General features: G+C 41.6%; 22 protein-coding genes. 18 read left to right on the forward strand and 4 right to left on the reverse strand.

Features of this window, described 5'->3' with window-relative positions:
• Positions 1–127: 127 nt before the first annotated feature.
• Together tig and bolA are read right to left on the reverse strand one after the other, a co-directional pair.
• Positions 128–1,432 (reverse strand): trigger factor, encoded by a 1,305-nt coding sequence (tig, locus tag PSI14_RS03420; protein WP_273574416.1) that lies wholly within the window; start codon positions 1,430–1,432, stop codon positions 128–130.
• 504 nt (positions 1,433–1,936) lie between these two features.
• A complete protein-coding gene (gene bolA / locus PSI14_RS03425; protein ID WP_273574417.1) occupies positions 1,937–2,260 on the reverse strand; it encodes a transcriptional regulator BolA in 324 nt (107 codons plus the stop codon).
• Positions 2,261–2,515: 255 nt separating this feature from the next.
• On the opposite strand from bolA, the gene PSI14_RS03430 reads away from it, so the two are divergent.
• The 9 genes from PSI14_RS03430 to PSI14_RS03470 all read left to right on the forward strand — a co-directional run bounded on the left by PSI14_RS03430 (position 2,516) and on the right by PSI14_RS03470 (position 12,378).
• Positions 2,516–3,103, forward strand: coding sequence for a lipoprotein (locus PSI14_RS03430; protein ID WP_273574418.1), 588 nt, complete (start codon positions 2,516–2,518; stop codon positions 3,101–3,103).
• A gap of 74 nt (positions 3,104–3,177) precedes the next feature.
• Positions 3,178–4,704 (forward strand): muropeptide MFS transporter AmpG, encoded by a 1,527-nt coding sequence (gene ampG / locus PSI14_RS03435; protein WP_370688812.1) that lies wholly within the window; start codon positions 3,178–3,180, stop codon positions 4,702–4,704.
• Positions 4,705–4,957: 253 nt separating this feature from the next.
• Complete coding sequence (locus PSI14_RS03440; RefSeq protein ID WP_273574420.1) at positions 4,958–5,725, forward strand: nucleoside-specific channel-forming Tsx family protein; 768 nt, start codon at positions 4,958–4,960, stop codon at positions 5,723–5,725.
• Positions 5,726–6,075: 350 nt separating this feature from the next.
• Entirely contained in the window at positions 6,076–7,041 is a 966-nt protein-coding gene (cyoA, locus tag PSI14_RS03445; protein WP_273574421.1) for a cytochrome o ubiquinol oxidase subunit II, read from the forward strand.
• Positions 7,042–7,045: 4 nt separating this feature from the next.
• Positions 7,046–9,028 (forward strand): cytochrome o ubiquinol oxidase subunit I, encoded by a 1,983-nt coding sequence (gene cyoB, locus PSI14_RS03450; RefSeq protein ID WP_273574422.1) that lies wholly within the window; start codon positions 7,046–7,048, stop codon positions 9,026–9,028.
• Positions 9,028–9,639, forward strand: a complete 612-nt coding sequence (locus PSI14_RS03455; RefSeq protein WP_273574423.1) for a cytochrome o ubiquinol oxidase subunit III — start codon at positions 9,028–9,030, stop codon at positions 9,637–9,639. Before cyoB ends, PSI14_RS03455 begins: the two co-directional genes overlap by 1 nt.
• Positions 9,639–9,971, forward strand: coding sequence for a cytochrome o ubiquinol oxidase subunit IV (locus PSI14_RS03460; protein ID WP_273553215.1), 333 nt, complete (start codon positions 9,639–9,641; stop codon positions 9,969–9,971). Before PSI14_RS03455 ends, PSI14_RS03460 begins: the two co-directional genes overlap by 1 nt.
• 12 nt (positions 9,972–9,983) lie before the next feature.
• A complete protein-coding gene (gene cyoE, locus PSI14_RS03465; protein ID WP_273574424.1) occupies positions 9,984–10,868 on the forward strand; it encodes a heme o synthase in 885 nt (294 codons plus the stop codon).
• A 142-nt stretch (positions 10,869–11,010) separates the two neighbouring features.
• Positions 11,011–12,378 carry an MFS transporter gene (locus PSI14_RS03470; protein ID WP_273574425.1) on the forward strand — a complete coding sequence of 456 codons (1,368 nt, stop codon included), beginning with the start codon at positions 11,011–11,013 and terminating at the stop codon, positions 12,376–12,378.
• 464 nt (positions 12,379–12,842) lie between these two features.
• On the opposite strand, the gene PSI14_RS03475 is transcribed toward PSI14_RS03470, so the two are convergent.
• Positions 12,843–13,334 (reverse strand): YajQ family cyclic di-GMP-binding protein, encoded by a 492-nt coding sequence (locus tag PSI14_RS03475; protein WP_273574426.1) that lies wholly within the window; start codon positions 13,332–13,334, stop codon positions 12,843–12,845.
• A gap of 174 nt (positions 13,335–13,508) precedes the next feature.
• Between PSI14_RS03475 and panE the strand changes: the two genes are divergently transcribed.
• A complete protein-coding gene (gene panE / locus PSI14_RS03480; protein ID WP_273574427.1) occupies positions 13,509–14,423 on the forward strand; it encodes a 2-dehydropantoate 2-reductase in 915 nt (304 codons plus the stop codon).
• A complete protein-coding gene (gene yajL, locus PSI14_RS03485; RefSeq protein ID WP_273574428.1) occupies positions 14,383–14,979 on the forward strand; it encodes a protein deglycase YajL in 597 nt (198 codons plus the stop codon). The genes panE and yajL overlap by 41 nt, the downstream gene beginning before the upstream one ends.
• A 179-nt stretch (positions 14,980–15,158) precedes the next feature.
• On the opposite strand, the gene thiI is transcribed toward yajL, so the two are convergent.
• Positions 15,159–16,607, reverse strand: coding sequence for a tRNA uracil 4-sulfurtransferase ThiI (thiI, locus tag PSI14_RS03490; protein WP_273574429.1), 1,449 nt, complete (start codon positions 16,605–16,607; stop codon positions 15,159–15,161).
• A gap of 243 nt (positions 16,608–16,850) precedes the next feature.
• Between thiI and xseB the strand changes: the two genes are divergently transcribed.
• From xseB to PSI14_RS03525, 7 genes are all read left to right on the forward strand, one after another.
• Entirely contained in the window at positions 16,851–17,108 is a 258-nt protein-coding gene (gene xseB, locus PSI14_RS03495; RefSeq protein ID WP_273574430.1) for an exodeoxyribonuclease VII small subunit, read from the forward strand.
• Between the two features lie 4 nt (positions 17,109–17,112).
• Positions 17,113–18,060 carry a (2E,6E)-farnesyl diphosphate synthase gene (ispA, locus tag PSI14_RS03500; protein WP_273574431.1) on the forward strand — a complete coding sequence of 316 codons (948 nt, stop codon included), beginning with the start codon at positions 17,113–17,115 and terminating at the stop codon, positions 18,058–18,060.
• A 165-nt stretch (positions 18,061–18,225) separates the two neighbouring features.
• Positions 18,226–20,091: a 1-deoxy-D-xylulose-5-phosphate synthase gene (dxs, locus tag PSI14_RS03505; protein ID WP_273574432.1), complete on the forward strand. Its 1,866-nt coding sequence runs from the start codon at positions 18,226–18,228 to the stop codon at positions 20,089–20,091.
• 772 nt (positions 20,092–20,863) lie between these two features.
• Positions 20,864–21,538 carry a helix-turn-helix transcriptional regulator gene (locus PSI14_RS03510; protein ID WP_273574433.1) on the forward strand — a complete coding sequence of 225 codons (675 nt, stop codon included), beginning with the start codon at positions 20,864–20,866 and terminating at the stop codon, positions 21,536–21,538.
• Positions 21,539–21,693: 155 nt separating this feature from the next.
• Positions 21,694–22,695: a LacI family DNA-binding transcriptional regulator gene (locus PSI14_RS03515; protein WP_273574434.1), complete on the forward strand. Its 1,002-nt coding sequence runs from the start codon at positions 21,694–21,696 to the stop codon at positions 22,693–22,695.
• 40 nt (positions 22,696–22,735) lie between these two features.
• The gene (nhaC, locus tag PSI14_RS03520; RefSeq protein WP_273574435.1) at positions 22,736–24,190 is read left to right on the forward strand and encodes a Na+/H+ antiporter NhaC; all 1,455 of its coding nucleotides are present in this window, start codon (positions 22,736–22,738) and stop codon (positions 24,188–24,190) included.
• A complete protein-coding gene (locus tag PSI14_RS03525; RefSeq protein WP_273574436.1) occupies positions 24,177–25,355 on the forward strand; it encodes a MalY/PatB family protein in 1,179 nt (392 codons plus the stop codon). Before nhaC ends, PSI14_RS03525 begins: the two co-directional genes overlap by 14 nt.
• Positions 25,356–26,034: the final 679 nt, after the last annotated feature.

The following is a 26,034-nucleotide window of genomic DNA, read 5'->3' on the forward strand; positions in this document are numbered from 1 at the left end:
ATAGTAAGAAAGGATATGAGGTTAAATCTGTTTTTTTCAAGGACAATAAAAAACCCGCAAGCATCGCCTGCGGGTTTACTTTATTGAGAGCGAGATTTCATCATCTCAGGCAATCAATAAATGAAACTTATGCCATTTGATTTTGGTTCATAAGATCATTGAAGCCAGTTTCTTTTTCAGAAACTTTCGCTTTACTCAAAACAAGTTCAACAGCCTGCTCTTCTAAAGCAATGTTGCGAATATTGTTCATCATTTCTTTGTTTTTGCTGTAGTAATCAACAACTTCTTTCGGATCTTCGTAAGCTGCTGCCATCTCTTCGATCAACGCGGTAACGCGCTCTTCTTCGACTTTCAGCTCATTGCTGCTGATAACTTCGCCTAACAGCAAACCAACAACAACGCGACGTTTAGCCTGCTCTTCAAACAGTTCACGTGGCAGTTCCAGAGCTTGTTGTTCGTTGCCGCCAAAACGCTGAGCAGCCTGACGACGCAGCACATCGATTTCACCATCAACAACTGCCGCAGGAACTTCAACTTCGTTAGCCTTAACCAGACCATCAAGAACCTGAGTTTTGATGTTATTACGAACAGTATTTTTCAGTTCACGTTCCATGTTCTTGCGAACTTCAGCACGCAGACCTTCAACAGTACCGTCAGCAATACCAAAACGCTTAATGAACTCTTCAGTCAACTCTGGCAGTTCACGCTGTTCAACTTTTTTCAGGTTGATCACGAACTTCGCAGCTTTACCTTTCAGATTTTCTGCATGGTAATCTTCAGGGAATGTCACATCAATGGTAAACTCTTCACCAGCTTTGTGACCAACGACACCATCTTCAAAACCTGGGATCATACGACCCTGACCCATTGCCAGAACGAAATCAGTTGATTTACCGCCTTCGAACTCTTCACCATCAATAGAACCAGTGAAATCAACAGTTACACGATCTTCCGCAGTGGCTGCTTCATCGGTTTCTTTCCAATTTGCCTGCTGCTTACGCAAAGTGTCCAGCATGTTGTCAACGTCTGCATCTTTAACTTCAACAACAGGTTTTTCAACTTCGATTTCTTCCAGACCTTTCAGTTCAATTTCTGGATAAACTTCAAATTCAACTGCATAAGTGAAGTCTTCACCTTCTTTAAATTGCTCAGGTTTGTAGCTTGGTGCGCCTGCCGGGTTGATTTTCTGCTCAATGATCGCATTGATGAAATTGCGCTGCATCAGATCACCCAGAACATCCTGAAGAACAGAAGCGCCATAACGCTGCTGAACGATCTTCATTGGCACTTTGCCCTTACGGAAGCCATCAATACGGGCTTTCTTTGCTACATTAACCAGTTCACTGTTAACTGCTTTTTCGATATCGGCAGCAGGAACGGTGATTGACACACGACGCCCAAGGCCTTGAGTGGTTTCAACAGAAACTTGCATCTTGTTACCTCAAAAAAATCATAGTGCTCGGTCAACTTCAGAATGGCTGCAATGCTTAAAAAAAAGCTAATTGCAGCATTCTTTAAGAACCGGGGCGGTCGCATTTAAAAACCGAGAATCCCTGTGATCAGAAGCGTCCCGAAACCATTCTAAAAATTTAGACGGAACATTATAGCGACGCAGACAGTATGAGTCGAGAATTGCAGACAAAAGCATGCATGATTCGTTGACTTATGTGATAAACGTTGCTCAATGGTTACATCACTTTATTGTTTATACCCTTCGTCTTTCAAGTTGCTTCTTTGTTGGCTGCGCTCACTCACCTCGGTCACATCGTTATCTATGCTCCCGGGGATTCGCTCCCTGACCGCCGCGACGCACCGTGAAATCCATTAGGTATATACACTTGCTGCATAAACAAAAATACAGCCCGAAGGCTGTTTTCAAAATTAAATCTAGATTAATAAAATAAAGACAAACAATCTATTAGATTATCCCGAAAAATCATGAGATTGACGTCGTTGTACTTCCACCGCGACACTCAGGAGAAGCCAGAACGGCATCTCCCAGTTCTGCCCATTCCTTTTCCGTATAAGTATGAAGCGCCAATGCATGCACTCCTTCTTCCAGTTCTTTAGCCAAGACACTATATATTGAGCGGTGGCGATTAAGCATTCTTTGTTCAACAAAATCATTGCTTACCACAATGATTTTAAAATGGCTTTCAGAACCTGCTGGCACATTGTGGCGGTAACTTTCATCGATCACTTCCAGATGAGAAGACTTAAATGCCGCCTGTAATTTTGCTTCTATTTCTTGACGAACCATCTCATTCTCCTAAATCACCAAAGGTTACTTATCAATCAAATAATTGATTCTATTTTATTTCCCATGATTTATAACATCGGGATAACTAAATCTCTTTAACCGAATTTACGTAAAGCATTTCTCTCTGTGTTTCAATCATCAGGGATATGCCGCTACCAATGGCGATGCTATGATTACGGCGGTTTATACTATCAGTATTTATATATCCAAGTATTAATATATCGAATATCCGAATCTTGAATTGAGAAAACCTAAATGCTAAAGAAAATATTTATTCCATTGATTACGCTTTTCTTTTTAGCTGGATTATCTGGCTGCGCAGACTCAGGCAATACTTTAGCCATTCAGCCAAAAATCACTCTGCCCCCAACAGATCCAACCATGAAAGCGATTACAATTAGTATTAGTGGGGCCGATCATCGTCAAACTCAAGCCCTAGCCCAAATTAACCGTGATGCGCGATTAGTCACATTAGTTCCTTCCCGCGACTTGCGTTTTTTATTGCAAGAAGCGCTGGAAAAGCAAATGGTAGCTCGCGGCTATATGATTGGCTCTCCCGCCAATGCCAATTTGCAAGTCATTGTAAATCAACTCTATGCCAACGTGAAAGAAGGTAGCCTTCGTCACGATATTTCAGCAAAAGCTGAAATATCCATCATTGCATATGCACAAGACGGTAGTAAACAAATCAAAAATTATCGTACCAGCTACAATGTTCAAGGGCCATTAGCAGCGACAAACGCAAAAATTTCTGATGCAGTTAACACAGTCTTATCTGACGTGATCGCAGATATGGCTCAAGATGCCTCTATCAGTACCTTCATCAAACAAAACGTCCACTAACAGGATAATAAATAAACTTTCTGTCTGATTCTGACAAAACTAGATGATATGCAGAAAGTTTTGGGAGGCCCATGATTAACCATCATTATTTCAACCTATCTGCATTACGAAATTATCGTACCCTTCTATTGCTGGGCTTTGCCTCAGGTCTACCTCTTGCGCTCACGGCTGGAACGTTACAAGCATGGATGACTGTCGAAAATATCGATATCCAAACTATCGGTTTTTTCACTTTGGTTGGTCAAGCCTATGTTTTTAAGTTTCTCTGGGCACCCACAATGGACCGATATTCCCCCTCCTTTTTAGGGCGTCGGCGGGGGTGGATGCTTGTTATTCAACTTTTCCTGATCGTCAGTATTGCGGCCATGGGGTTCCTTCAACCTTCCCAGCATTTATGGTGGCTCGCTGCACTGGCTGTTTCTGTAGCATTTTTCTCAGCTTCCCAAGATATTATTTTTGACGCCTATAAAACCGACTTGCTGTCACAGGAAGAACGAGGATCAGGTGCCGCGATTTCCGTACTGGGCTATCGGCTGGCTATGCTAGTCTCTGGTGGATTAGCCCTATTGCTGGCCACCTATATTGGCTGGCAAAATATGTATTGGGTCATGGCCGGCATGATGTTGATTGGTATTTATGCCACACTGACAGCCAAAGAACCGGAGCTTAATACAGTACCGCCAAAAACATTGAGTCAAGCGGTGTTCGAGCCATTATCTGATTTTTTCAACCGAAACAATGCTTGGCTTATCCTGCTGTTGATTATACTGTACAAACTGACTGATGCTTTTGCTATCTCACTCAGTACTCCTTTCCTTATTCGTGGTATTGGTTTCAATCCAGCCGAAGTCGGTATGATCAATAAAACCCTCGGACTCGCTGCAACCATTGTTGGGGCATTGTACGGCGGTTATTTGATGCATAAGATGAGCCTGTTCCGCGCCCTGATGATCTTTGGCATTCTCCAAACCGTATCGAACTTCGGTTATTGGATACTTGCTATCACCCCTAAAGACATCTATTCAATGGGAGCCGTGATTTTTCTGGAAAATATCTGTGGTGGCATGGGAACAGCAGCTTTTGTCGCCCTTCTGATGACCTTATGTAATAAATCATTTTCAGCAACACAGTTTGCTTTGCTTTCTGCATTATCAGCAGTTGGTCGAGTTTATGTTGGCCCGGTAGCAGGATGGTTTGCGGAAGCATATGGTTGGCCACTGTTTTATTTATTTTCTATTGTTATTGGATTACCGGGACTTGTATTATTGTTAGCCTGCCGTAAAACACTGGCTTATACTCAAAAAAATGATAGCTTTATCCCCCGGACATTATTCAAGAACGCTTATAAGTCTGCCTTCATTATCATGATATTGGCCGCGCTGATGTTCATGGTTTGGTTAGTTATCAGCAGCATAGTGTTTGTCATAATTCATTTAGTTTCCCTGATATACGCCATATCTCCAGAATATATTCTATATCTCCATAAAGTCAGTGACTGGATATCCCCACTATTATCCTTAAGTATAATCATTGGAACCCTAGGCCTTCTTTTAGGAGGAACGTTGGATTATTTGGCTTTAAAGAAAAGCAAACTCACTTAACCTATTTTTCTATTCAATACCTTTTTCACTTCTGCACTACAACAAAAGACTGACAAAGTTCAGTCTTTTGTTGCTATTTTATAGTGATGGATATCACAAAAAGAATAAAAATCACAATTATGTGACTTGAAAAACATCTTTTTCAAGACGGTATTATTTATATTCATACGAACAAATATTATTATTTGAAGATATTTTATTTCGAACTATTCGAAATATCGTTAACCACTTTAAAACCATATAAAGGGAATTTATGAAAAGACATATTTTGACACTTACCGCAGTGGCTGCGGCCTTAGTTTCTGCTTCAGCTAGCGCGGAATACCAGTCAGGGTTTGGCAATGTCAGCATGAACTACCTTGACTGGAATAAACATACCACTCATAAAACCGGACAAACTTCCCATAAGGACGATTTTGCTTACTTAGAACTGGAAGGGGGAGCAGGATTTAGCTGGGGTGAATTATATGGTTTCGCTGATTTAGAGAATACTTTTAACAGTAAAACAGCCCAACCTGGTGATAACCAACGTTACACTTTCAAGACAACAGGCCGTTTCTATCTGGGTGATACTGGTTTCAACCTTTATGGTCATGTTTATGGAACCTATTCATTACCAGGCAAAGCAAACGGTGGAAACTTCCATGAAGTTAATACACTCTATGGATTAGGTTACAATACTAATATTGCTGGCCTGTGGTTTAAACCTTTCGTCGCACTTCATTATGTTGACCAAACTTTCTATTCAGGAAACAACGGTTATGTCGTAGGCTGGGTTGCAGGATACGATTTCAACCTTTGGGAACAAAAATTCAGTGTCACAAACTGGAATGAAATTGAATTAAATCGCAATAAACGTTACGGCAACGGCGGACGCGAAGGCATTAATGGAGCCATCGGATTATGGTGGACTCCGCATACTTCATTTACAACTGGTGTTCAATACCGCTATGCAGATAACAAACTGGGAGAAGATTTCTTGCAGGATGGTATTGTTTACAGTATAAAATATAATTTCTAACAACTAGTTTAGTGGGTGAGCAGTCTTAGACTGCTCACTAGAACCAATAAATAATAGTTACTCCACTGATAACAAAGCGTATTTCAGCGTTTTTTCTTTGTTTTTTATCAAAGTTTTTCTTTTTAAAATAGGGAGTTATTTGAAATTAATTGTCTATTTTGATTTTTTGGTTAAGATAACTATCCGAAATTAACGTTTTGTTAAATTTAGAATCACATGTGATCCCTCTAGCATAAAAAGCCTACAAGCCAACCTGCTTCTATTACAATTGTTTACACTCCGGTAACCATACCGTAGAATGCCCCCACTGATGAAACGACAATAAAGCTTTTGTTATCTGGGGTCGCTCAATGAGACTTATGAAATACAAAAAAACTATTGGGTTATCATCACTATTCGCAGCCACTTTAATGCTAAGTGGTTGCGATATGGTATTGATGAATCCCAAAGGGGCGATCGGCGTTGAACAAAAAACGCTGATACTAACAGCGTTTGGCTTGATGCTGATCGTTGTTATTCCGGCTATTGTAATGGCAATCATTTTTGCCTTACGTTACCGGGAAGCCAATAAATCTGCAACTTATCGTCCAAACTGGGCACACTCAAATAAAATTGAGCTTGTCGTTTGGACAGTGCCTATCCTGATTATCATCACTTTGGCAACTATTACATGGAAAACGACGCATCAGCTCGATCCATATAAGCCATTGGACAGTGATGTAAAACCGGTGACGATTGAAGTTATTTCCCTTGACTGGAAATGGCTGTTCATCTATCCGGAACAGGGCATCGCAACTGTAAATGAAATCGTATTCCCTAAAGATGTTCCAATTAACTTCAAAATCACCTCAGACTCTGTGATGAACTCTTTCTTCATCCCACAGTTGGGTGGTCAGATTTATGCAATGGCAGGTATGCAGACAAAACTGCACCTGATTGCTAACTCAGCGGGTAAATACGATGGATTCTCAGCAAGTTACAGTGGTCATGGCTTCTCAGGCATGAAATTCACTGCAACAGCAACTGATGATCGCGCAGGTTTTGAAGAGTGGGTGCAGAAAGTGAAAGCATCACCTAAAACCCTGGATACCGTGCAAGCATTCAATAAATTGGCTGAACAAAGCCAAAACAACCCTGTTGAATACTTCTCAAGCGTGAAACCAAAACTGTTCCAAGAAACTATCACCAAATTCATGGGTGATATGGGCCATGCCGGTATGTTTGGTATGTCTGGTCACGGCAAAACAGAACATGGTAAAGCTGCGGATCATAATATGAATATGAGTCAGCCGGCTCATTCAGGTGTTGAGGAATAAAGGCATGTGGGGAAAATTAACACTGGATGCGATCCCATTACATGAACCCATTATTGTGGTGACATTGTTGGGGATTCTGCTCGGGGGACTGGTAGTTGTTGGTTCCTTGACTTATTTCCGTAAATGGAAATGGCTCTGGACTGAATGGTTAACCAGCGTTGACCATAAAAAAATTGGTGTCATGTACATCGTCGTTGCCATGGTAATGATGCTCCGTGGTTTTGCTGACGCCATCATGATGCGTGGACAGCAAGCCTTGGCCTCCGCTGGCGAAGCTGGCTTCCTGCCCCCGCACCATTATGATCAGATCTTCACCGCTCACGGCGTTATCATGATCTTCTTTATGGCGATGCCTTTCGTTGTCGGCCTGATGAACATTGTTGTTCCTCTGCAAATTGGCGCACGCGACGTTGCATTCCCATTCCTGAACTCTTTGAGCTTCTGGTTATTTGTTGTCGGTGTTGCGCTGATTAATATCTCTCTGGGGGTTGGTGAGTTTGCTCAAACTGGTTGGTTGGCATACCCGCCTCTATCTGGTCTGGAGTACAACCCGGGAGTCGGTGTCGATTACTGGATATGGAGTCTCCAGCTCTCCGGTGTGGGTACATTGTTGACAGGTGTTAACTTCTTCGTGACTATCCTGCGCATGCGTGCACCAGGTATGTCCATGATGAAACTCCCTGTATTTACATGGGCTTCACTGTGTACCAACGTTCTTATCATTGCCGCTTTCCCAATCCTGACAGTTACTATTGCGTTGTTAACTCTGGATCGTTATCTGGGCACCCATTTCTTTACCAACGATATGGGCGGCAACATGATGATGTACATCAACCTGATCTGGGCTTGGGGCCATCCTGAAGTTTACATTCTGGTTCTGCCTGTCTTTGGTATCTTCTCTGAAGTTACCGCAACCTTCTCGAAAAAACGCCTGTTTGGTTATACCTCTCTGGTGTGGGCGACAATCGTTATTACCATCCTGTCGTTCATCGTATGGTTGCACCACTTCTTTACCATGGGCTCTGGCGCGAACGTCAACGCCTTCTTTGGTATCGCCACAATGATTATCTCTATCCCAACCGGGGTTAAGATCTTCAACTGGCTGTTCACCATGTACCGTGGTCGTATTGAATTCAAAACCCCAATGCTGTGGACTGTTGGCTTCTTGGTCACCTTCTCCATTGGTGGTATGACTGGTGTTCTGTTAGCTGTACCTGGCGCAAACTTCGTTCTGCATAACAGTCTGTTCCTGATTGCCCACTTCCATAACGTCATCATCGGCGGTGTGGTATTTGGCTGCTTCGCAGGTACAACTTACTGGTTCCCGAAAGCATTCGGTTTCACTCTGAATGAAAAATGGGGTGTCCGTGCATTCTGGTTCTGGATCACTGGTTTCTTCGTTGCCTTTATGCCGCTGTACGCACTGGGCTTCATGGGTATGACCCGTCGTCTGAGCCAGGATATCAATCCAGAATTCCACCCATTGCTGGTTGTTGCAACTGGTGGCGTTGTCTTAATTGCTCTGGGTATTCTGTGTCAGGTTATCCAGTTCTACGTCAGTATCCGCGACCGCGACCAAAACCGCGATTTGACTGGTGACCCGTGGGGTGGCCGTACTCTGGAATGGGCAACTTCATCTCCACCTCCATTCTATAACTTCGCTGAAGTTCCACACATCCAGACTCGTGATGCGTGGTGGGATATGAAAGAAAAAGGTACTGAATATAAGCGCCCAGCAAAATATGAAGAAATTCATATGCCTAAAAATACCAGTGCAGGTGTGATTATCAGTGCTTTCTGTCTGACCTTAGGCTTTGCTTTGATATGGCATATCTGGTGGATGGCTATCGCAAGCTTCGCTGGCATCATCATCAGTTGCATCGTGAAAAGCTTTGACGAAGACGTTGATTATTACGTTCCTGTAGCTGAAGTCGAGAAAGTTGAAAATCAGCGTTACGAAGAACTGAGAAAGGCAGGTGTGAAATAATGTCGACTCAAACCCTTAATAACACAGCCGCCCATGACGCTCATGGGCACCACGATACAGGAGCCAACAAGGTATTTGGCTTCTGGGTCTACCTGATGAGTGACTTGATCCTGTTTGCAAGTTTGTTCGCTACCTATGCAGTGCTGGTCAATGGCACTGCTGGTGGCCCGACAGGTAAAGAAATTTTTGAACTGCCATTTGTACTGGTAGAAACCTTCCTGCTGCTGTTCAGTAGTATCACCTATGGTTTCGCCATGTTAGGCATGAACAAGGGTAAAGTTGCACAGGTTAACCTGTGGCTGTTCATTACCTTCCTGCTCGGCCTTGGCTTCGTTTCAATGGAAGTTTATGAATTCCATAAACTAATTTCAGAAGGCCTTGGTCCTGATCGTAGTGCATTCCTGTCTGCTTTCTTCGCACTGGTAGCTACTCACGGTCTGCACGTTACCTTCGGTTTAATTTGGATCATCATCCTGATGATTCAAGTTTCACGCCGTGGCATAACTGATGTGAGCCGTATGCGTCTGAACTGTTTGAGCCTGTTCTGGCACTTCCTTGACGTTGTATGGATCTGTGTATTTACTGTCGTTTATCTGATGGGAGCGATGTAATGAGTCATCCAAATACTTCTCATTCCGGCGCCAGCCACGGTAGTTTCAAAACCTATATGATTGGTTTTGTTCTGTCAGTCATACTGACCGTGATCCCATTCTGGATGGTGATGGAAGGTACTGCTTCACACAGTACAATCCTGATAACAGTAGTCGTTATGGCTGTTATTCAGATCTTTGTCCATTTCATTTGCTTCCTGCATATGAATACATCATCTGAAGAGCGTTGGAACCTAGTTGCCTTAATATTCACATTATTGGTCATCGCTATCGTTGTTGTTGGCTCCCTGTGGATTATGTACAACCTGAACATCAATATGATGGTTGATTAAGGGTTGATTTGAATGATTAAGCAATACCTGCAAGTGACCAAACCAGGAATTATTTTCGGAAATCTAATTTCTGTGATTGGTGGTTTTCTACTCGCTTCCAAGGGCGTAATAGATTACCCCTTGTTCTTTGCAACGATGGTTGGGGTATCGCTGGTAGTCGCATCAGGTTGTGTATTCAACAACTATATCGACCGCGATATCGACCGTATCATGGAAAGAACGAAAGAAAGGGTCCTTGTAAAAGGGCTTATCAATCCGAAAATCAGCCTGATTTACGCCTCAGTGTTAGGTATTGCCGGCATAGTGCTGCTCTATGTAGCAGCCAATGCCTTAGCAATGCAGTTAGCTCTCATCGGGTTTATCATTTATGTTGGGGTCTATAGCCTCTACATGAAAAGAAAATCTGTTTATGGCACGCTGGTTGGTAGCTTGTCAGGTGCAGCACCTCCCGTGATTGGTTACTGTGCAGTAACGGGACATTTTGATACAGGCGCGCTGATCTTGTTGTTGATCTTCAGCTTGTGGCAAATGCCCCACTCTTATGCCATTGCTATTTTTCGGTTCAAAGATTACCAAGCGGCTAACATTCCAGTATTACCAGTGATTAAAGGTATTTCCGTCGCGAAAAACCACATCACTCTATATATTCTGGCCTTTATGGTTGCCACTTTGATGCTGGCTATCAGTGGTTATGCGGGTTATAAATACCTCATCGTAGCTACTGCAGTAAGTATCTGGTGGCTAGGTATGGCATTATCAGGTTATAAAACCTCTAATGACCGTATCTGGGCCCGTAGGTTATTTCTGTTTTCTATCGTCGCTATCATGTCATTAAGCGTCATGATGTCTGTAGATTCATCAGCATCTCCAGAAAACCTACTGACTTACGTCTGGTAATATTTAGATGACAGGGTTTACCCTGTCATCTTTTTCCTTTCCTTTATCTCCTTATTCAATGACAACTTATTCGGTTACAAATACTGCTTGTTCGTTTGCTCTCACCTAAATGAAATGTCATATCAGATTTTTTGAGGTATCCATGAACGATAATAAAATGACTCCGCTTGAACTTCGAGCGACATGGGGCTTAGGTTCCGTTTTCTCTCTGCGCATGTTAGGCATGTTCATGGTCTTACCTGTTCTGACAACCTATGGCCTAGAATTACGTGATGCCACTGAAGCTCTTATCGGAATTGCCATTGGCATCTATGGTTTAACCCAAGCAATATTCCAGATCCCACTTGGGCTTCTTTCAGACAAAATTGGCAGAAAACCTTTAATCATCGGTGGACTTCTCATTTTTGTCTTAGGCAGTATTATTGCCGCCTTAAGCGACTCTATTTGGGGGATTATTATCGGACGGGCCTTACAAGGCACAGGGGCCATATCCGCCGCTATCATGGCATTGCTTTCAGATTTGACTCGTGAGCAAAATCGAACAAAAGCAATGGCATTTATCGGCATTAGCTTCGGCATTACATTCGCCTTTGCAATTGTTGTCGGGCCGATTATCACCCACCAAATCGGTTTGAATGGCCTATTTGGGGCAATTGCAATCCTTGCTGTCTGCGGAATATTTATCACACTGCTGGCTGTACCAAACACACACAAGCATTCGCTAAACCGCGAATCAGGAATCGCACGCGACAGCTTCAAACGAGTACTTTCAGATCCTCAACTACTAAAACTCAATTTTGGTATTCTCTGCTTGCATACCTTATTGATGTCAAGTTTTGTTGCTCTCCCCCTTGTTATGGAAAAAGTAGGCTTTCCTCCACAGCAACACTGGAAAGTGTATTTAATTACCACACTCATCTCTTTTGTCGCCGTTCTGCCTTTCATTATCTATGCAGAAACAAAACGTCGCATGAAGCAGGTCTTTTTACTGTGTATAGGCATGCTGTTCATTGCTGAAGCCGTTTTATGGTCTCAGGGATCGCATCTTTGGGGGATCTTTGCAGGCATTCAAATTTTCTTCCTTGCATTTAACATCATGGAAGCTATTTTACCTTCACTCATCAGCAAAGAAGCACCTGCGGGTTATAAAGGCACTGCCATGGGTGTTTACTCTACCAGCCAATTCCTTGGCGTTGCTTTAGGAGGCATTCTTGGGGGAATGCTTTACGAATTACAAGGTGCATCACTCGTCTTTATGGGAGGCATTGCACTGACCGCACTCTGGTTTATTATCAGCCTAACATTACGGCAGCCTCCATACGTCAGCAGCATCAGACTCATTTTGCCAGAGCAACTAAGTAACCCAGAGGTTTTGGAGAAAAAAATATTGGCGCAAGCTGGCGTAAAAGATGTTGTCATCGCACCAGAAGAGTTCAGTGCATATATTAAAGTTGATACCAAACTGACCAATCGCGAACAATTAGAACAACTGGTATTATCCCATGAATAATATGCTGTATTTGTAACAATTCGAAACTTATAACAGAAAAGTACGGTGTATGATAAGTATGACCAAACACCGTACTATTTTCATATCAACGTGCCATTTACTTACGCATCAAAGTACTAGGCGGATTCGACTAATATTTATTATTAACAAGTATACCTATTATTCCCGAAGTATAGCTATATTTTGTTATTTCTGTCGCTGGAACGAAATGATCTATTTTGTAGAAATCTTTAATGAGTTTATCTACCTGAGTTATTTTGACATAAACTCTATTTTTTAAAATTAGAATTATATTATGAAACTCATTCTGTAAAATAAAACCATATATTATTCCCAATATAAATAATCAAGTTTATTTCATGGTTATAATTAAGGGAAGCATTAGTCATTATTGAAATTACTCAGCTTCCCTTTTATTATTTAATTAGTTCAAAATAACATATTTATCTTATTCAAGACGTAAATTAATCACGGAAATTAGTAAACTGGAAAGGCTGTCCCAATTCTGCACCGCGAACCAATGCAATGACACTTTGCAGATCATCACGCGCCTTGCCTGTTACCCGTACTTGCTCACCCTGAATCTGAGCCTGTACTTTCAGTTTATTGTCCTTAATCAGCTTCACAATCTTTTTCGCCAACGGCGTATCAATACCTTGCAAAAAAGTCGCTTCTACACTGTATGTTTTACCGCTATGAACCATGTTTTCAGGAACGTTGAGTACGGAACCATCAATTCCGCGTTTAGCAAATTTTTCACGCAGAATATCGACTAATTGATTCACCTGAAAATCAGATTCACTAGCAATTTTGACCGATTCATTCTTTTCGTTTAATTCAAAGCTCGCGTTGACGTTGCGGAAATCCCAACGACTGGTTAATTCCCTTTGTGCGTTTTCTACTGCATTACGCACTTCCTGCATATCAACTTCAGAAACAATATCAAATGATGGCATGACCCGTCACCTCCTGCTAATCAATAAGACGGCATGATAACCGCTTTCCATTATTGGCAAAAGCTCTATACTCGGGAAGCTCAACGATCTTTTTGAAATTATCCTATTTTGAAACCAAGTAGCGTTAAATAACGAGCCGAGGTTCCCCATGAAAGCGTCCCTCAAGGAAGAAATATGAAAATCACCGTTCTTGGCTGTGGCGCTATAGGTAAACTGTGGTTTGCTGCTTTATCCCAACAAAATCATCACGTTCAGGGATGGCTAAGAGTTCCACAGCCAGTTATTTCTGTCCAGATCGAAAAATTTAATGGCCAGACCTTTAATCAGCAATTTCCTGCCAATGACGAAAAACACCTCGCTGAAAGCGAGTTACTCCTTGTTTGTTTAAAAGCATGGCAAGTTTCTGACGCGATTAACCACCTTGCCGACAAACTGTCCCCTCACTGCCCAATTCTGTTATTACATAATGGAATGGGGACCCAAGAAGAATTTGCTCCTTTGCCCAACCCCATTTTACTTGGCGTCACCACTCATGGAGCCTATCGAAAAAATGGCATTGTTTACCACAAGTCACAAGGTATAACCCATATTGGGGCCATAACAGCCAGTGCTGCCAAACTCAGTGATCTGGCAGATACTTTACACCTCGCCCTGCCCGATGTGGCATGGCACAATGAAATACATGCTATCAGTTGGATGAAACTTGCCGTCAATTGTGTCATTAATCCACTTACCGTCATCCATGAGTGCAAAAATGGTGATTTACGGCATCACTATACACAAATCCAGATATTATGTGATGAAATTCATGAAGTTATGGAACATGATAGTATCCATACAACCAAACAAACCCTGATTGATTATGTCATGAACGTGATTGAGCAAACCTCTGAAAATTACTCATCCATGCTACAAGATATATGGGCACAGCGACATACAGAGATAGACTACATTACCGGTTTTTTAATGCGTCGAGCCCGTACCCACGGTTTACCAATCACAGAAAATACCGCTATTTATCATTATATTAAACGTAAGGAGGAAGAATATGAGCGCCTCAGCCCTTATTTGCCTGGCTCACGGCAGTGAAGAAATCGAGGCTGTCACTACTATTGATTTACTTGTCCGGGCAGGAGTGGATGTCACTGTAGCCAGTACAGAAGCTGATGGCTCCCTAACATTAACCTGCTCACGCGGCGTCAAAATCGTTGCAGATGTTCCTTTGATTGATGTCGTTGACGAAGATTTTGATGCCATTATTCTACCGGGCGGGATAAAAGGTGCAGAATGTTTTCGTGACAGTTTATTAGTCGTAGAAAAAATTCGAATCGCACAAAGTCAGGGGAAAATCATTGCGGCAATCTGTGCATCTCCTGCAATCGTATTGGAATACCATCAACTTTTCCCCGTCGGAAATATGACTGGCTACCCCAGCATGCAGGATGAAATTTCGCCAGAAAAATGGATTGATAAACGCGTTTATTTTGACGAAAGAGTTAACTTACTGACCAGCCAAGGGCCTGCCACTGCTTTTGACTTCGCCTTGAAACTGATTGAATTATTGAAGGGAAAAGAGAAAGCAGCAGAAATTGCCGCTCAACTTGTTTTGCCGCCCGGTATTAATAATTACCAAAATTTCCAGTAATTATCTCACTGCATAATATATCTAATAGCTTTATATCTAACAGCTTTATACTTAATAGCTTTCAAGTTACAACCAATAAAGGAACAACTTGAAAGCTAAAGACGGAATACATAGGCTGCCTATCAGACCAATTTCCATAAGCAGCCCTGTTTCCTATTTACAAATTAATTGACTGCAAATTAAGGCCGATACACCTTCACATTGTCAAAGCCTTGTTCACGCAGATAAAGTGCCTGTAAACGACTCATCACGCCACGCTCACAATACAGCAGATAAGTTTTTTCTTTCGGCAGATCACCAAACTGAGTGCCCAGTTTATAAAAAGGTAATGAGTGAATTTCAATGCCATCCATATTTAACGGACGATCATCCTGCTCATCTGGGGAACGGATATCCAATAACACATCATTAGAGGAAAATGCTGATACCATTTCCACCTCCACCACTTGCTCACTGGTCTGTTCTGCAATTTGGCGGATATCCATATTCTGGGCTTCACTAATTACTCGTTCCAAAATCTCGAAGTCAAAATTATTTTCTTCTTCTTCAATTTTGGCTTTAACGGCTTTCACTGTTGGACTTTTTGATATAACACCACAAAATTCTGGCATAGTGCGGGCAAAATCTTCGGTGCCAATTTCACGAGCCAACTTGATAATGTGCTCTTTATCATGAGAAATCAGGGGACGGAGGATCAACGTATCTGATGCATTGTCGATCAATCTTAAGTTAGTCAACGTCTGGCTGGATACCTGACCCAAGGCCTCACCAGTTACGATCGCCTGCACACCGTAGCGTTCTGCAATCTTGGAAGATGCCCTGACCATCATTCTTTTCAGCACAACGCCCATCTGGCCGTCATCAACTTTTTCCAGAATTTCAGCCACGACAGGTTCAAAATCGACAGCAACAAAGCGGACTTTATGCGAACTACCAAACCGATTCCACAAATAATGGGCAACCTGCTTCACGCCAATTTCATGGGCAGAGCCACCAAGATTAAAGAAACAGTAGTGCACACGACAGCCACGACGCATCAACATATAACTGGAAACGCCGGAGTCAAATCCACCAGAAATCAGCGACAGCACATCCTCCTGCGTACCGATAGGGAAACCGCCAATTCCTTCATGACGAGCTTTAACCAGAATCAATTTATCCTGATCAACTTCCAGATTCACGGTTACATCAGGCTGAGTCAGTTTCACTTTAGCTGATTCAATATGTTGGTTGAGTCCGCCACCAACATAGCGTTCGGCTTCATTGGAAGTAAAATTATGTTTACCACGGCGCTTTACACGGACACAAAATGTTTTCCCATGCAATAAATGGCCATATGTTTCGTAGGTTTGCTCAAAGATATGATGCAGATCACAAAAATCTCGCTCTTCTACTTGCAGGATATGGTGAATACCCGGAATACGTGTCAGTGCGTCACAAATTTCTGGGCTGAGGTTATCATTCTTAACCCGAACTTCGATATTATCCCAATGGCGAACAACAGCAATGCCCTCTCCGAATTTTTTCAGCACATTGCGGATATTGCTGGCAAGGATTTTAATAAAACGTAACCGGACTGTCTGGCTCTTGATCGTAATTTCTGGGAATAATTTAATGATAAACTTCATAGTAAGATATAGTAGTCATTTAATGTTGAACTATCACAAACAATATCAATGATTGTTCTTAAAATGATTGTTCTTAAGTGTTCAGTTGGATAGGGTGCAGAGTATAACACCATCTGGCTATATCACCTGTAAAAAAACAGTGGTATTACATGATTTATTTTTCTTGGTGTAGTAGGGTACTCTGCAATTCTGTAACGAACTTGTTTAGCTATAATTCGTTAAATAACCATACGTTAAGTCATTATGTCTAAAGCAAATCACACATCAGAAACCGAACAAATGCCAGCATTCGAGACATCTCTCAAAGAGCTGGAGCAAATTGTTATCCGGCTGGAATCCGGGGAACTCCCGTTAGAAGATGCGTTGAATGAATTTGAACGCGGTATTCAACTTGCAAGACAGGGCCAGAAAACTCTTCAGCAGGCAGAGCAACGAGTGCAAATTCTATTGAATCATGATGCACTATCGCCACTTGATGAATTTCCGTCCGATGCTGAGTAAATTTATGTCTGAACAACATGATGCTCCTTTTGAAGAGCAGTCTTTTGAAGAACAGTCTTTTGAAAAAAAACTGCGGGCTTGTCAGCAACATGTGAATGACAAGTTAATGGCAACATTTGCTTCATTGCCTTTTTTAAACAGCCCATTAGGCACCGCAATACAGTATGGTGCCGTGCTGGGCGGAAAACGGCTGCGCCCATTTTTAGTTTACAGCGTGGGAGAAATGTTTGGTCTTTCCAAAAAGAGTCTAGATGCCGCCGCCCTCGCATTAGAGTGCATCCATGCTTATTCTTTGATCCATGACGATTTACCCGCAATGGATAACGACGATTTACGTCGTGGGCAACCCACCTGCCACATCAAATTTGGTGAAAGTCAGGCTATTTTAGCCGGTGATGCATTACAATCGCTGGCCTTTGAGATTCTGGCAAAATACGACATGCCAAATGTTGCCTTATCCGATCGCCTTGCCATGATCGCTGAATTGGCAAGCGCCAGTGGTTTTGCCGGTATGTGTGGTGGGCAGTCACTGGATTTGGAGGCAGAAGGTAAACAAATTGATCTTGCCTCGTTGGAACAAATTCATCGCCATAAAACAGGTGCATTAATACGAGCAGCTGTCCGATTGGGAGCTTACAGCGCAGGACAGCGGGGCCGAGACGCACTCCCTTTACTGGAACAATATGCCCAAGCTATTGGCCTGGCGTTTCAGGTACACGATGATATTTTGGATGTTATCGGTAATACTGAAGTTATCGGTAAGCGTCAGGGCAATGATCAGCAACTTGGAAAAAGTACTTATCCAGCATTATTAGGTTTGGAACAAGCTAAGAAAAAAGCCCAGACTCTGTATGAAGAAGCGCTCACAGCCCTCACTGAACTGGAAAAACAGTCTTATAACACCACAACCTTAAAAAAACTGGCTGGTTTTATCATTGAGAGAAGCAGCTAAAACATAGACCATATTAATCATCGATTAATATGGTCATTAATTATATAACAGCCCAATAATCAATAAAAAACGCCTCATGGGGTGAACCCGAAAATTACACACGGATAATCACAGGGTTCTTAATATTCAACTTCTAACGGGTATAGCATTTTATACAGGCATAGCATGAGCATTGATATAGCGAAATATCCAACATTGGCATTGGCGGAAACTCCAGAAGAACTTCGCCTGCTACCCAAAGACACTTTGCCAAAGTTATGCGATGAACTGCGCCAATTTTTACTGAACAGTGTCAGCCGCTCCAGTGGTCACTTCGCTTCCGGCCTTGGCACTATAGAATTAACCGTCGCACTCCACTATGTTTATAAAACCCCTTTTGACAATTTAGTCTGGGATGTTGGTCATCAGGCCTACCCACACAAAATTTTGACTGGACGTCGTGATCGCATTGATACCATTCGCCAAAAAAATGGCCTTCATCCATTCCCCTGGCGAGAGGAAAGTGAATATGACACCTTATGTGTTGGTCACTCATCCACTTCAATCAGTGCAGGATTGGGGATGGCAATTGCGGCCAAACACGAAGGCAAAGGCCGTAAGACGGTGTGTGTCATTGGAGACGGTGCCATTACTGCGGGTATGGCTTTCGAAGCCATGAACCATGCCGGGGATATCGATCCTGATATGTTGGTTATTCTCAATGACAATGAAATGTCTATCTCTGAAAACGTAGGAGCGTTGAATAACCATCTGGCACAATTACTGTCAGGTAAACTGTATACAACCTTACGTGAAGGGGGCAAAAAAGTTTTTTCCAATCTGCCACCTATCAAAGAATTATTGAAAAAGACAGAAGAACACCTCAAAGGCATGGTTGTTCCCGGAACGCTGTTCGAAGAGCTTGGGTTCAACTACATCGGGCCTATTGATGGTCATGACATACTGGCGCTGACCCAAACCTTAAAAAATATGCGTGAGCTGAAAGGGCCACAGTTCCTGCATATTATGACTAAAAAGGGTCGTGGTTATGCGCCAGCGGAAAAAGATCCCATTAGTTGGCACGCCGTTCCTAAATTTGATCCTGCAACAGGTTCCTTGCCAAAAAACGCAGATACTCGCCCGACATTTTCCAAGATTTTCGGTGATTGGCTATGTGAAGCAGCAGTCAGTGACAAAAAACTGATGGCAATCACCCCAGCCATGCGGGAAGGTTCAGGTATGGTGCGTTTCTCTCGCGAGTACCCTGAGCAATATTTTGATGTCGCAATTGCCGAGCAGCATTCCGTCACGTTTGCGGCCGGTCTGGCTATCGGTGGTTACAAGCCTATCGTCGCCATTTACTCCACCTTCCTGCAACGCGCTTATGATCAGTTGATCCACGATGTTGCCATCCAAAAACTGCCAGTCCTGTTTGCTATCGACCGTGGTGGCATCGTTGGTGCAGATGGTCAGACCCATCAAGGAGCATTCGATCTTTCCTTCCTGCGTTGCATCCCGAATATGGTGATTATGGCTCCCAGTGATGAAAATGAATGCCGCCAGATGTTGCATACTGGGCATCACTATCAGGAAGGCCCTACTGCTGTCCGTTACCCTCGAGGTACAGGAACGGGGGCTGAACTCCAACCATTGGAAACATTGCCAATCGGCAAGGGTATAATCCGCCGCCAAGGTGAACGCATTGCGATCCTTAACTTTGGTACGTTGTTATCCTATGCACAAGAAGTGGCTGAAATCCTGAATGCAACCGTTGTAGATATGCGCTTTGTCAAACCATTGGACAAAGAACTCGTACTGAAAATGGCCGCCAGCCATGAGCTACTGGTGACTTTGGAAGAAAATGCCATTATGGGCGGTGCAGGCAGTGGTGTTAACGAACTACTGATGCAGGAAAAATTATCAGTTCCCGTATTGAATCTTGGTTTACCAGATTACTTTATACCGCAAGGAACCCAAAAAGAGCTTCATGCCGATTTAGGACTCGATGCAGTTGGGATTCAAAATAGTATCGAGAAATATCTGGCTAAATAATTCCTAATAAAATAATGGATAAATGTTTTTATTAAACATTTATCCATTTTTCCTCCAATTTCATTTCTTAACTTCCTCTAATATTTTCCATAACAGATATATTATTTGTTATAGATCTAATTCTTATAATTTTAAAAAATAATTATAAATAACAATAGGGTTGCATATTCAATCCGTTGATTGGTATTAAATGATGCTGGCTTTTTGGTAATAGGTTGTAGGCCTTGAAATTATCGGCACACAAAGAAAACAGTGATATTTGATGTTGAAAATCGACTGAACTGACAGATTATTTTTCCTAGATTAGATATTTCGCCATAAAAGTAAACAAATAGGTATGCTATACATGATTCAGTAAATTGATATCACAACCATTATCTTTATTTACGCACAATCGAACTGGTAACTGCTATGGTTCTGTCTTTGCTTATTCGATAATAAGCAAGATCAAAAATCGTTACCTAAGTCACATTTTTACACCCCATGAAACCGGTTACATGGATAGCAAACTCTTCTCACATTTCTTCTGAAATAAATTCGTTATTTTTCCTATAACAATGCCTATAACAACCGACTAGAAACTGGAGTTCACAATATATGATGAAGACTTTTAATGGAAGGCCAACCATGCGGTTAAAATCATAGCAAAGGGAGCTAGTACAAAAGCACATAGATAATATAGATAATTATGTGGCTAGCGTGGGTGAAGCCAACAAAACTGGGTTTGCAGTTTAATGGATATATTATACTCAATATTTATTGAAGGTTATGCATGAGTAAAATCACTCCTCAGTTAACAAATATGTGGGATAAAAGTCATGATCCATGGTTTGTAAAAGATAAGGAACTCCGTTTTATATATGCAAATAAGGTGTTTATTAGGTTAAGTAATTTACCTGAAGACTTTGATGTTACAGGATATACTGAGAAAGAATTACCGACACCTTTTAATCATCTTGTTCATCTTTTTGAAGGAAATGACCGTAAGGTCTTACAATCCATGCAACGAACATCATCTATTGGTGCTTATTTTCAACGCAACTCTCAACAACTAAAGTCCTATTTTTGTGAAAAGTATCCATTAATGAGCGAAAAGAACCAATGTATCGGAATAATCTGTCACGCTAAAGAAATAAATCATTTTTCAGTACATCATTACATTAAAAATGATGCCTCCATAGCTATTAATCTTAACCCTCCCAACAGCATTCTTACGGAGAAAGAATGGTTGGTTATTTTTTTATTCTGCCGTGGCATCAGCAATAAAAAAATTTCTAATGAGCTAAAACTATCATGCCGTACCTTAGAAAGGTATTTTCAAATCATCTATGAGAAGCTATCAATAAACTCAATCATTGAATTAAAATCTCTTTGTGAAAAAAACAATTATGACCAATACATTCCACCAAAATATTTAAAATTTACAGACCATGCCTTGCTATATTAAATATAGTATTGGCTCTACACACACTCTGTCGTTTAATCAAAGAAAAATACGTTACTTAATTGAAAAATATATAAAAATACCTTATGACTATCTGAATGAATTTATATATGATTCCATTTCACATTTATTTTGTATAAATAACTATCGGAGATAGCATGGCCACGATGAAAGATGTAGCACATCAAGCTGGAGTGTCCGTAGCCACTGTTAGCCGTGTCATTAATAATACCGCTTATGTCGAGCCTGGCACCCGTGAACGGGTAGAAAAAGCCATGCGTAAGTTCAACTACCACCGTAATTCCACCGCGCTTGCATTGGCAAAAAGGAGTGGGAATATGTTGGGCTTATTGACTGGTAATTTGGCTGATCCCTTTTTTTCCCTTTTGGCTCGCGGAGTTGAAAAAATTGCCCGGAAACAAGAAGCTAAACTCATGGTTTGTAGTGGCGGGCATCGAGCTGAACTGGAGAAATCTGCCTTGGATTTTTTAATCAACCAAGGGTGTGAGGCAATAGTCGCCCATATCAGCAGAATGAGTGATGCAGATATATTACGTTATGCAGCTCATACTCCAGGATTAGTGATTATCAATCGATATTTTCCTGTTATCGCTAACCGATGCATCTGGCTGGATAATGTCAGTGCCTCTCAAACTGCTACCAACTATCTTCTCCAAAATGGCCATAGAAAAATTGCTTATATAACGGCAGATCTACCGATCGATGATAGAAGGCTCCGTTTGGAGGGATATCATGCCGCAATGAGTAATGCAGGTATAACAGTACCTAGTGATTGGGTTATTAGTGTTCCATTTAACGAAAAAGGCGGGGAGCAAGCAGCAGGAAAGCTCTTAGACAGCGGCATCAACTTTACTGCTGCCATAACATTCAATGATGTTATGGCAGCTGGTATGATGCGAGCCCTACATCAACGGAAAATCAATTTACCGGAACAACTGTCAATCGTTGGCTTTGATGATATTGTCACCGCCCGATATCTCTACCCTCCCTTAACTACCGTACATAACCCAATCGAACAAATGGCTCAACGGGCAGCTAATCTGGCATTACAGCTCAGCGCCAAAAAAGAATTGCCTCCACAAATGAATATGTTTTCAGCGGAATTAATCATCAGAGATTCCGTTTTTTTGATAGAGTAACTTTTTATTTCAATAACCTATCTGAAATTGGAATTTTCATATGGATGGCAAGAAAACACTTAATCTAAAGCTAGCTATACTACCTATTGCAGCAATGCTTTTACTGCTAATTATTGGCTATGGTCAATTAAGTCTGCGCATCGAATCCTTGTTGCTCGTATCAGCGGCAATAGCAGCAGCCTTGGCATATTGGCAAGGCTATCGCTGGAATGACATTATTGATGCCATTGTGGCAAAGCTAACCAAAGCAATGCCAGTGATCATGATACTGATTTGTGTCGGGGGCTTAATTGGCACCTGGATGTTCAGCGGAACCATACCTTACATGGTTTATTGGGGATTAAAGCTAATTAGCCCTCAATATATACTCATTGCCGCCTTCTTTATCACGAGCGCTATTTCAATTTGTACTGGTACATCATGGGGAGCAGCCGGAACAGTAGGCGTAGCCCTAATGGGAGTAGCCGCAGGACTTGACGTATCTTTGGCTGCGGCAGCGGGTGCGGTTGTTTCGGGCGCCTATTTCGGTGATAAAATCTCACCGTTATCCGACTCAACGAATTTCGCGGCAATAGTTGCTGACACCGATCTTTATAGCCATATTCAACATTTGATGTATACCACTATCCCAAGCTTTGTTTTAGCCGCTGTTGTTTATTTCATAGCAGGCCATACAAACTTAACAGGTAGTATGGCAACACCCGAAAAAATTACAGAAATCATACAATCCCTTGAAAACCTGTATCACTTCAATTTATTTCTGATTTTGCCCCCGATGCTGGTTTTATGGGGAGCCATGACAAAACGTCCGGTGATACCCGTCATGCTGGCTGCCTGTACATTGGCTATTGCTATCGGTATGGCTCTTCAGGGGTTCACGCTTAAACAAGGTCTTAATGCGTTAATTGATGGTTTCAATCTCTCAATGCTCTCTGACCAAGGATACAACATCACTAGTGTCGTTAGCGATGTCCCCCGTTTGCTCAATCGCGGTGGTATGTTCTCAATGATGAGTACTATATTGCTTGTGTTTTGTGCATTTGCGTTTGCCGGCACGTTAACACTCACTGGTGCCCTGACCATCATCATTAACCAGCTTCTGAAAGCTGTTCATACAACAGGACAACTCATCGCTGCAACCCTGGCCACAACCATTATGCTAACTGGTGCAACCTGTGATGGAAAGCTGGCCCTTCTCATCCCGGCAGAATTGTTCAAAGGAGCTTATCGCAGGATGGGGCTGGATAATAAAAACCTATCACGAACAATAGAAGATGGCTGTACTGTCATTGAACCTCTGATCCCTTGGACCTCTGCTGGTATCTACATGGCCACAACATTGGGTGTCAGTACGCTTGATCTACTACCTTGGGCAATCCAGTGCTATGCTGCTGCGTTTTTGGCTCTTATTTATGGCTTTACTGGTTTTGGTATTGCAAGAGTCACACCGGAAAACTCCCTGAAGAAAAAGGAAATTCAACGTGAAATCTCCTGATTTCAACCAGATCATCGATCGCCACAATACAGGCTCTGTTAAGTGGGATTTTTTAGATCGCTACCTGCACTTAAACACAACAGACCTTCTACCAATGTGGGTGTCTGATTTCGATTTTGAAAGTCCAAAAGAAGTCCTGCAAGCCCTATCTTCCCGAATTGATCATGGTATTTTCGGTTATAGTGAACGTGACGAACTCTACTACCAAACAGCAATAGATTGGTTTTCAAGACGTCATAAATTGACCTTGCACAGGGATTGGTTCACATCAATAGAAGGTGTCATACCTGGATTAGCGCTGCTAATACAAATGCTGAGTAAAACAGGCGAAGGAGTCATTGTACAAGGCCCCTATTACGCTTCATTTGCCAACATTATTACTATGAACGCCAGAGTGATTATTGAAAATCCTCTTCTTGAAAGCCCAGAGGGTTACAAAATTGACTACAACCACCTAGAACATATATTAAAGCAACACCGACCACCTCTATTATTATTATGTAACCCACATAATCCTACAGGCCGATGCTGGAATCGTGATGAACTGCTACAACTATTAATACTCTGCAAAAGATACGGTACGACGGTAATTTCCGATGAAATTTGGGCTGATTTAACGTTGCCTTGGGGAGAATTTACCTCAATCTTGCATCTTGGGAGTGAATGGCATAGCAATATTATTGTTGCCACCTCTGCAAGTAAGACGTTTGGGCTTTCATCACTACGTATATCAAACTTTCTTATTCCAGATCTGACCCTCCGACAAGCCTTTAATAGTCGGTTAAATGCTCACGGATTAGATGTATTCAATTCATTATCGATGACTGCAGCTACAGCAGCTTACCAATATGGGGATATATGGCTTGATAAGTTACAGGATTATTTGGCTGAAAATCGTCGCTGGTTCGAACAGGCTTTAGCGTCTTCCGTCCCTTGGTGTCGAATGACTAAAGCAGAAGGAACATATCTGGCCTGGCTGGACTGTCGAGATTTAGGCTTGGATGATAACACTTTGCAACAGGTATTAATCCAAAAAGCTAAAATAGCTGTTTCAATGGGGTGCAATTTCGGCAATAAAGGAAAAGGATTTATCCGAATAAACTTGGGTTGTCCTCGTCAATACCTTGAAAAAGCAATCACCGGTTTAGCTCAGTTAACACTATGAAATAAAAAGGCATCCGAGAAACCAGAAAAAGTACAATGACAAGGCTGTGATCATACCTGAAACTTTTTACAAGAAAAGTTTCAGGTAATTAATTCTTTCCTACTGATTTCTGAGTGAAACATTTGTGTTAAATTTGAAAATGGCAATTCATTTAAAATATCTGCTTTGTGCTAGTCGATTGCTATAATCTTTCCTTTTTCTTCCTCCCTGTTTGGTTATGCAAAGTGCGATGTTTCAAGGTGCAATGTTTCAAAGTGCTATATTTTTAATCAATTCAGATTAATTTTTTATATTATTATAGCTTTTCCCTGGAGTTGACACTGGTAAAACACTAAAAATACCTGAACTAAACGTTAATCTCCGCTAAGAACAGTCAAATACTTTCCGAATGAAAAATGTTACATCTAGTTACCCAAAGATCACTCATTAATTCAATCAGCAAAAATCAAAAGAAAAACACCCAAACGGATTATTTTATGACTGATAATATATTTAAAAAGTTTAATTGTTTTTGAAAATGTTGGAAGCGTATAAAATACTTAAATTAACATCTATGACCTTATAACAAATAAATAGCATTAAATATTTAATTACCATAAGTGAATATTATAATGTTAATATTATGTAAATTAAAAATAAAGATAGGTTACCTATTTCAGGTAACTGACTGACAAGATAA

The sequence above is a fragment of the Xenorhabdus anantnagensis genome (genome assembly GCF_028598555.1).
In the GTDB taxonomy this organism is placed as follows: Bacteria; Pseudomonadota; Gammaproteobacteria; order Enterobacterales; family Enterobacteriaceae; genus Xenorhabdus; species Xenorhabdus anantnagensis.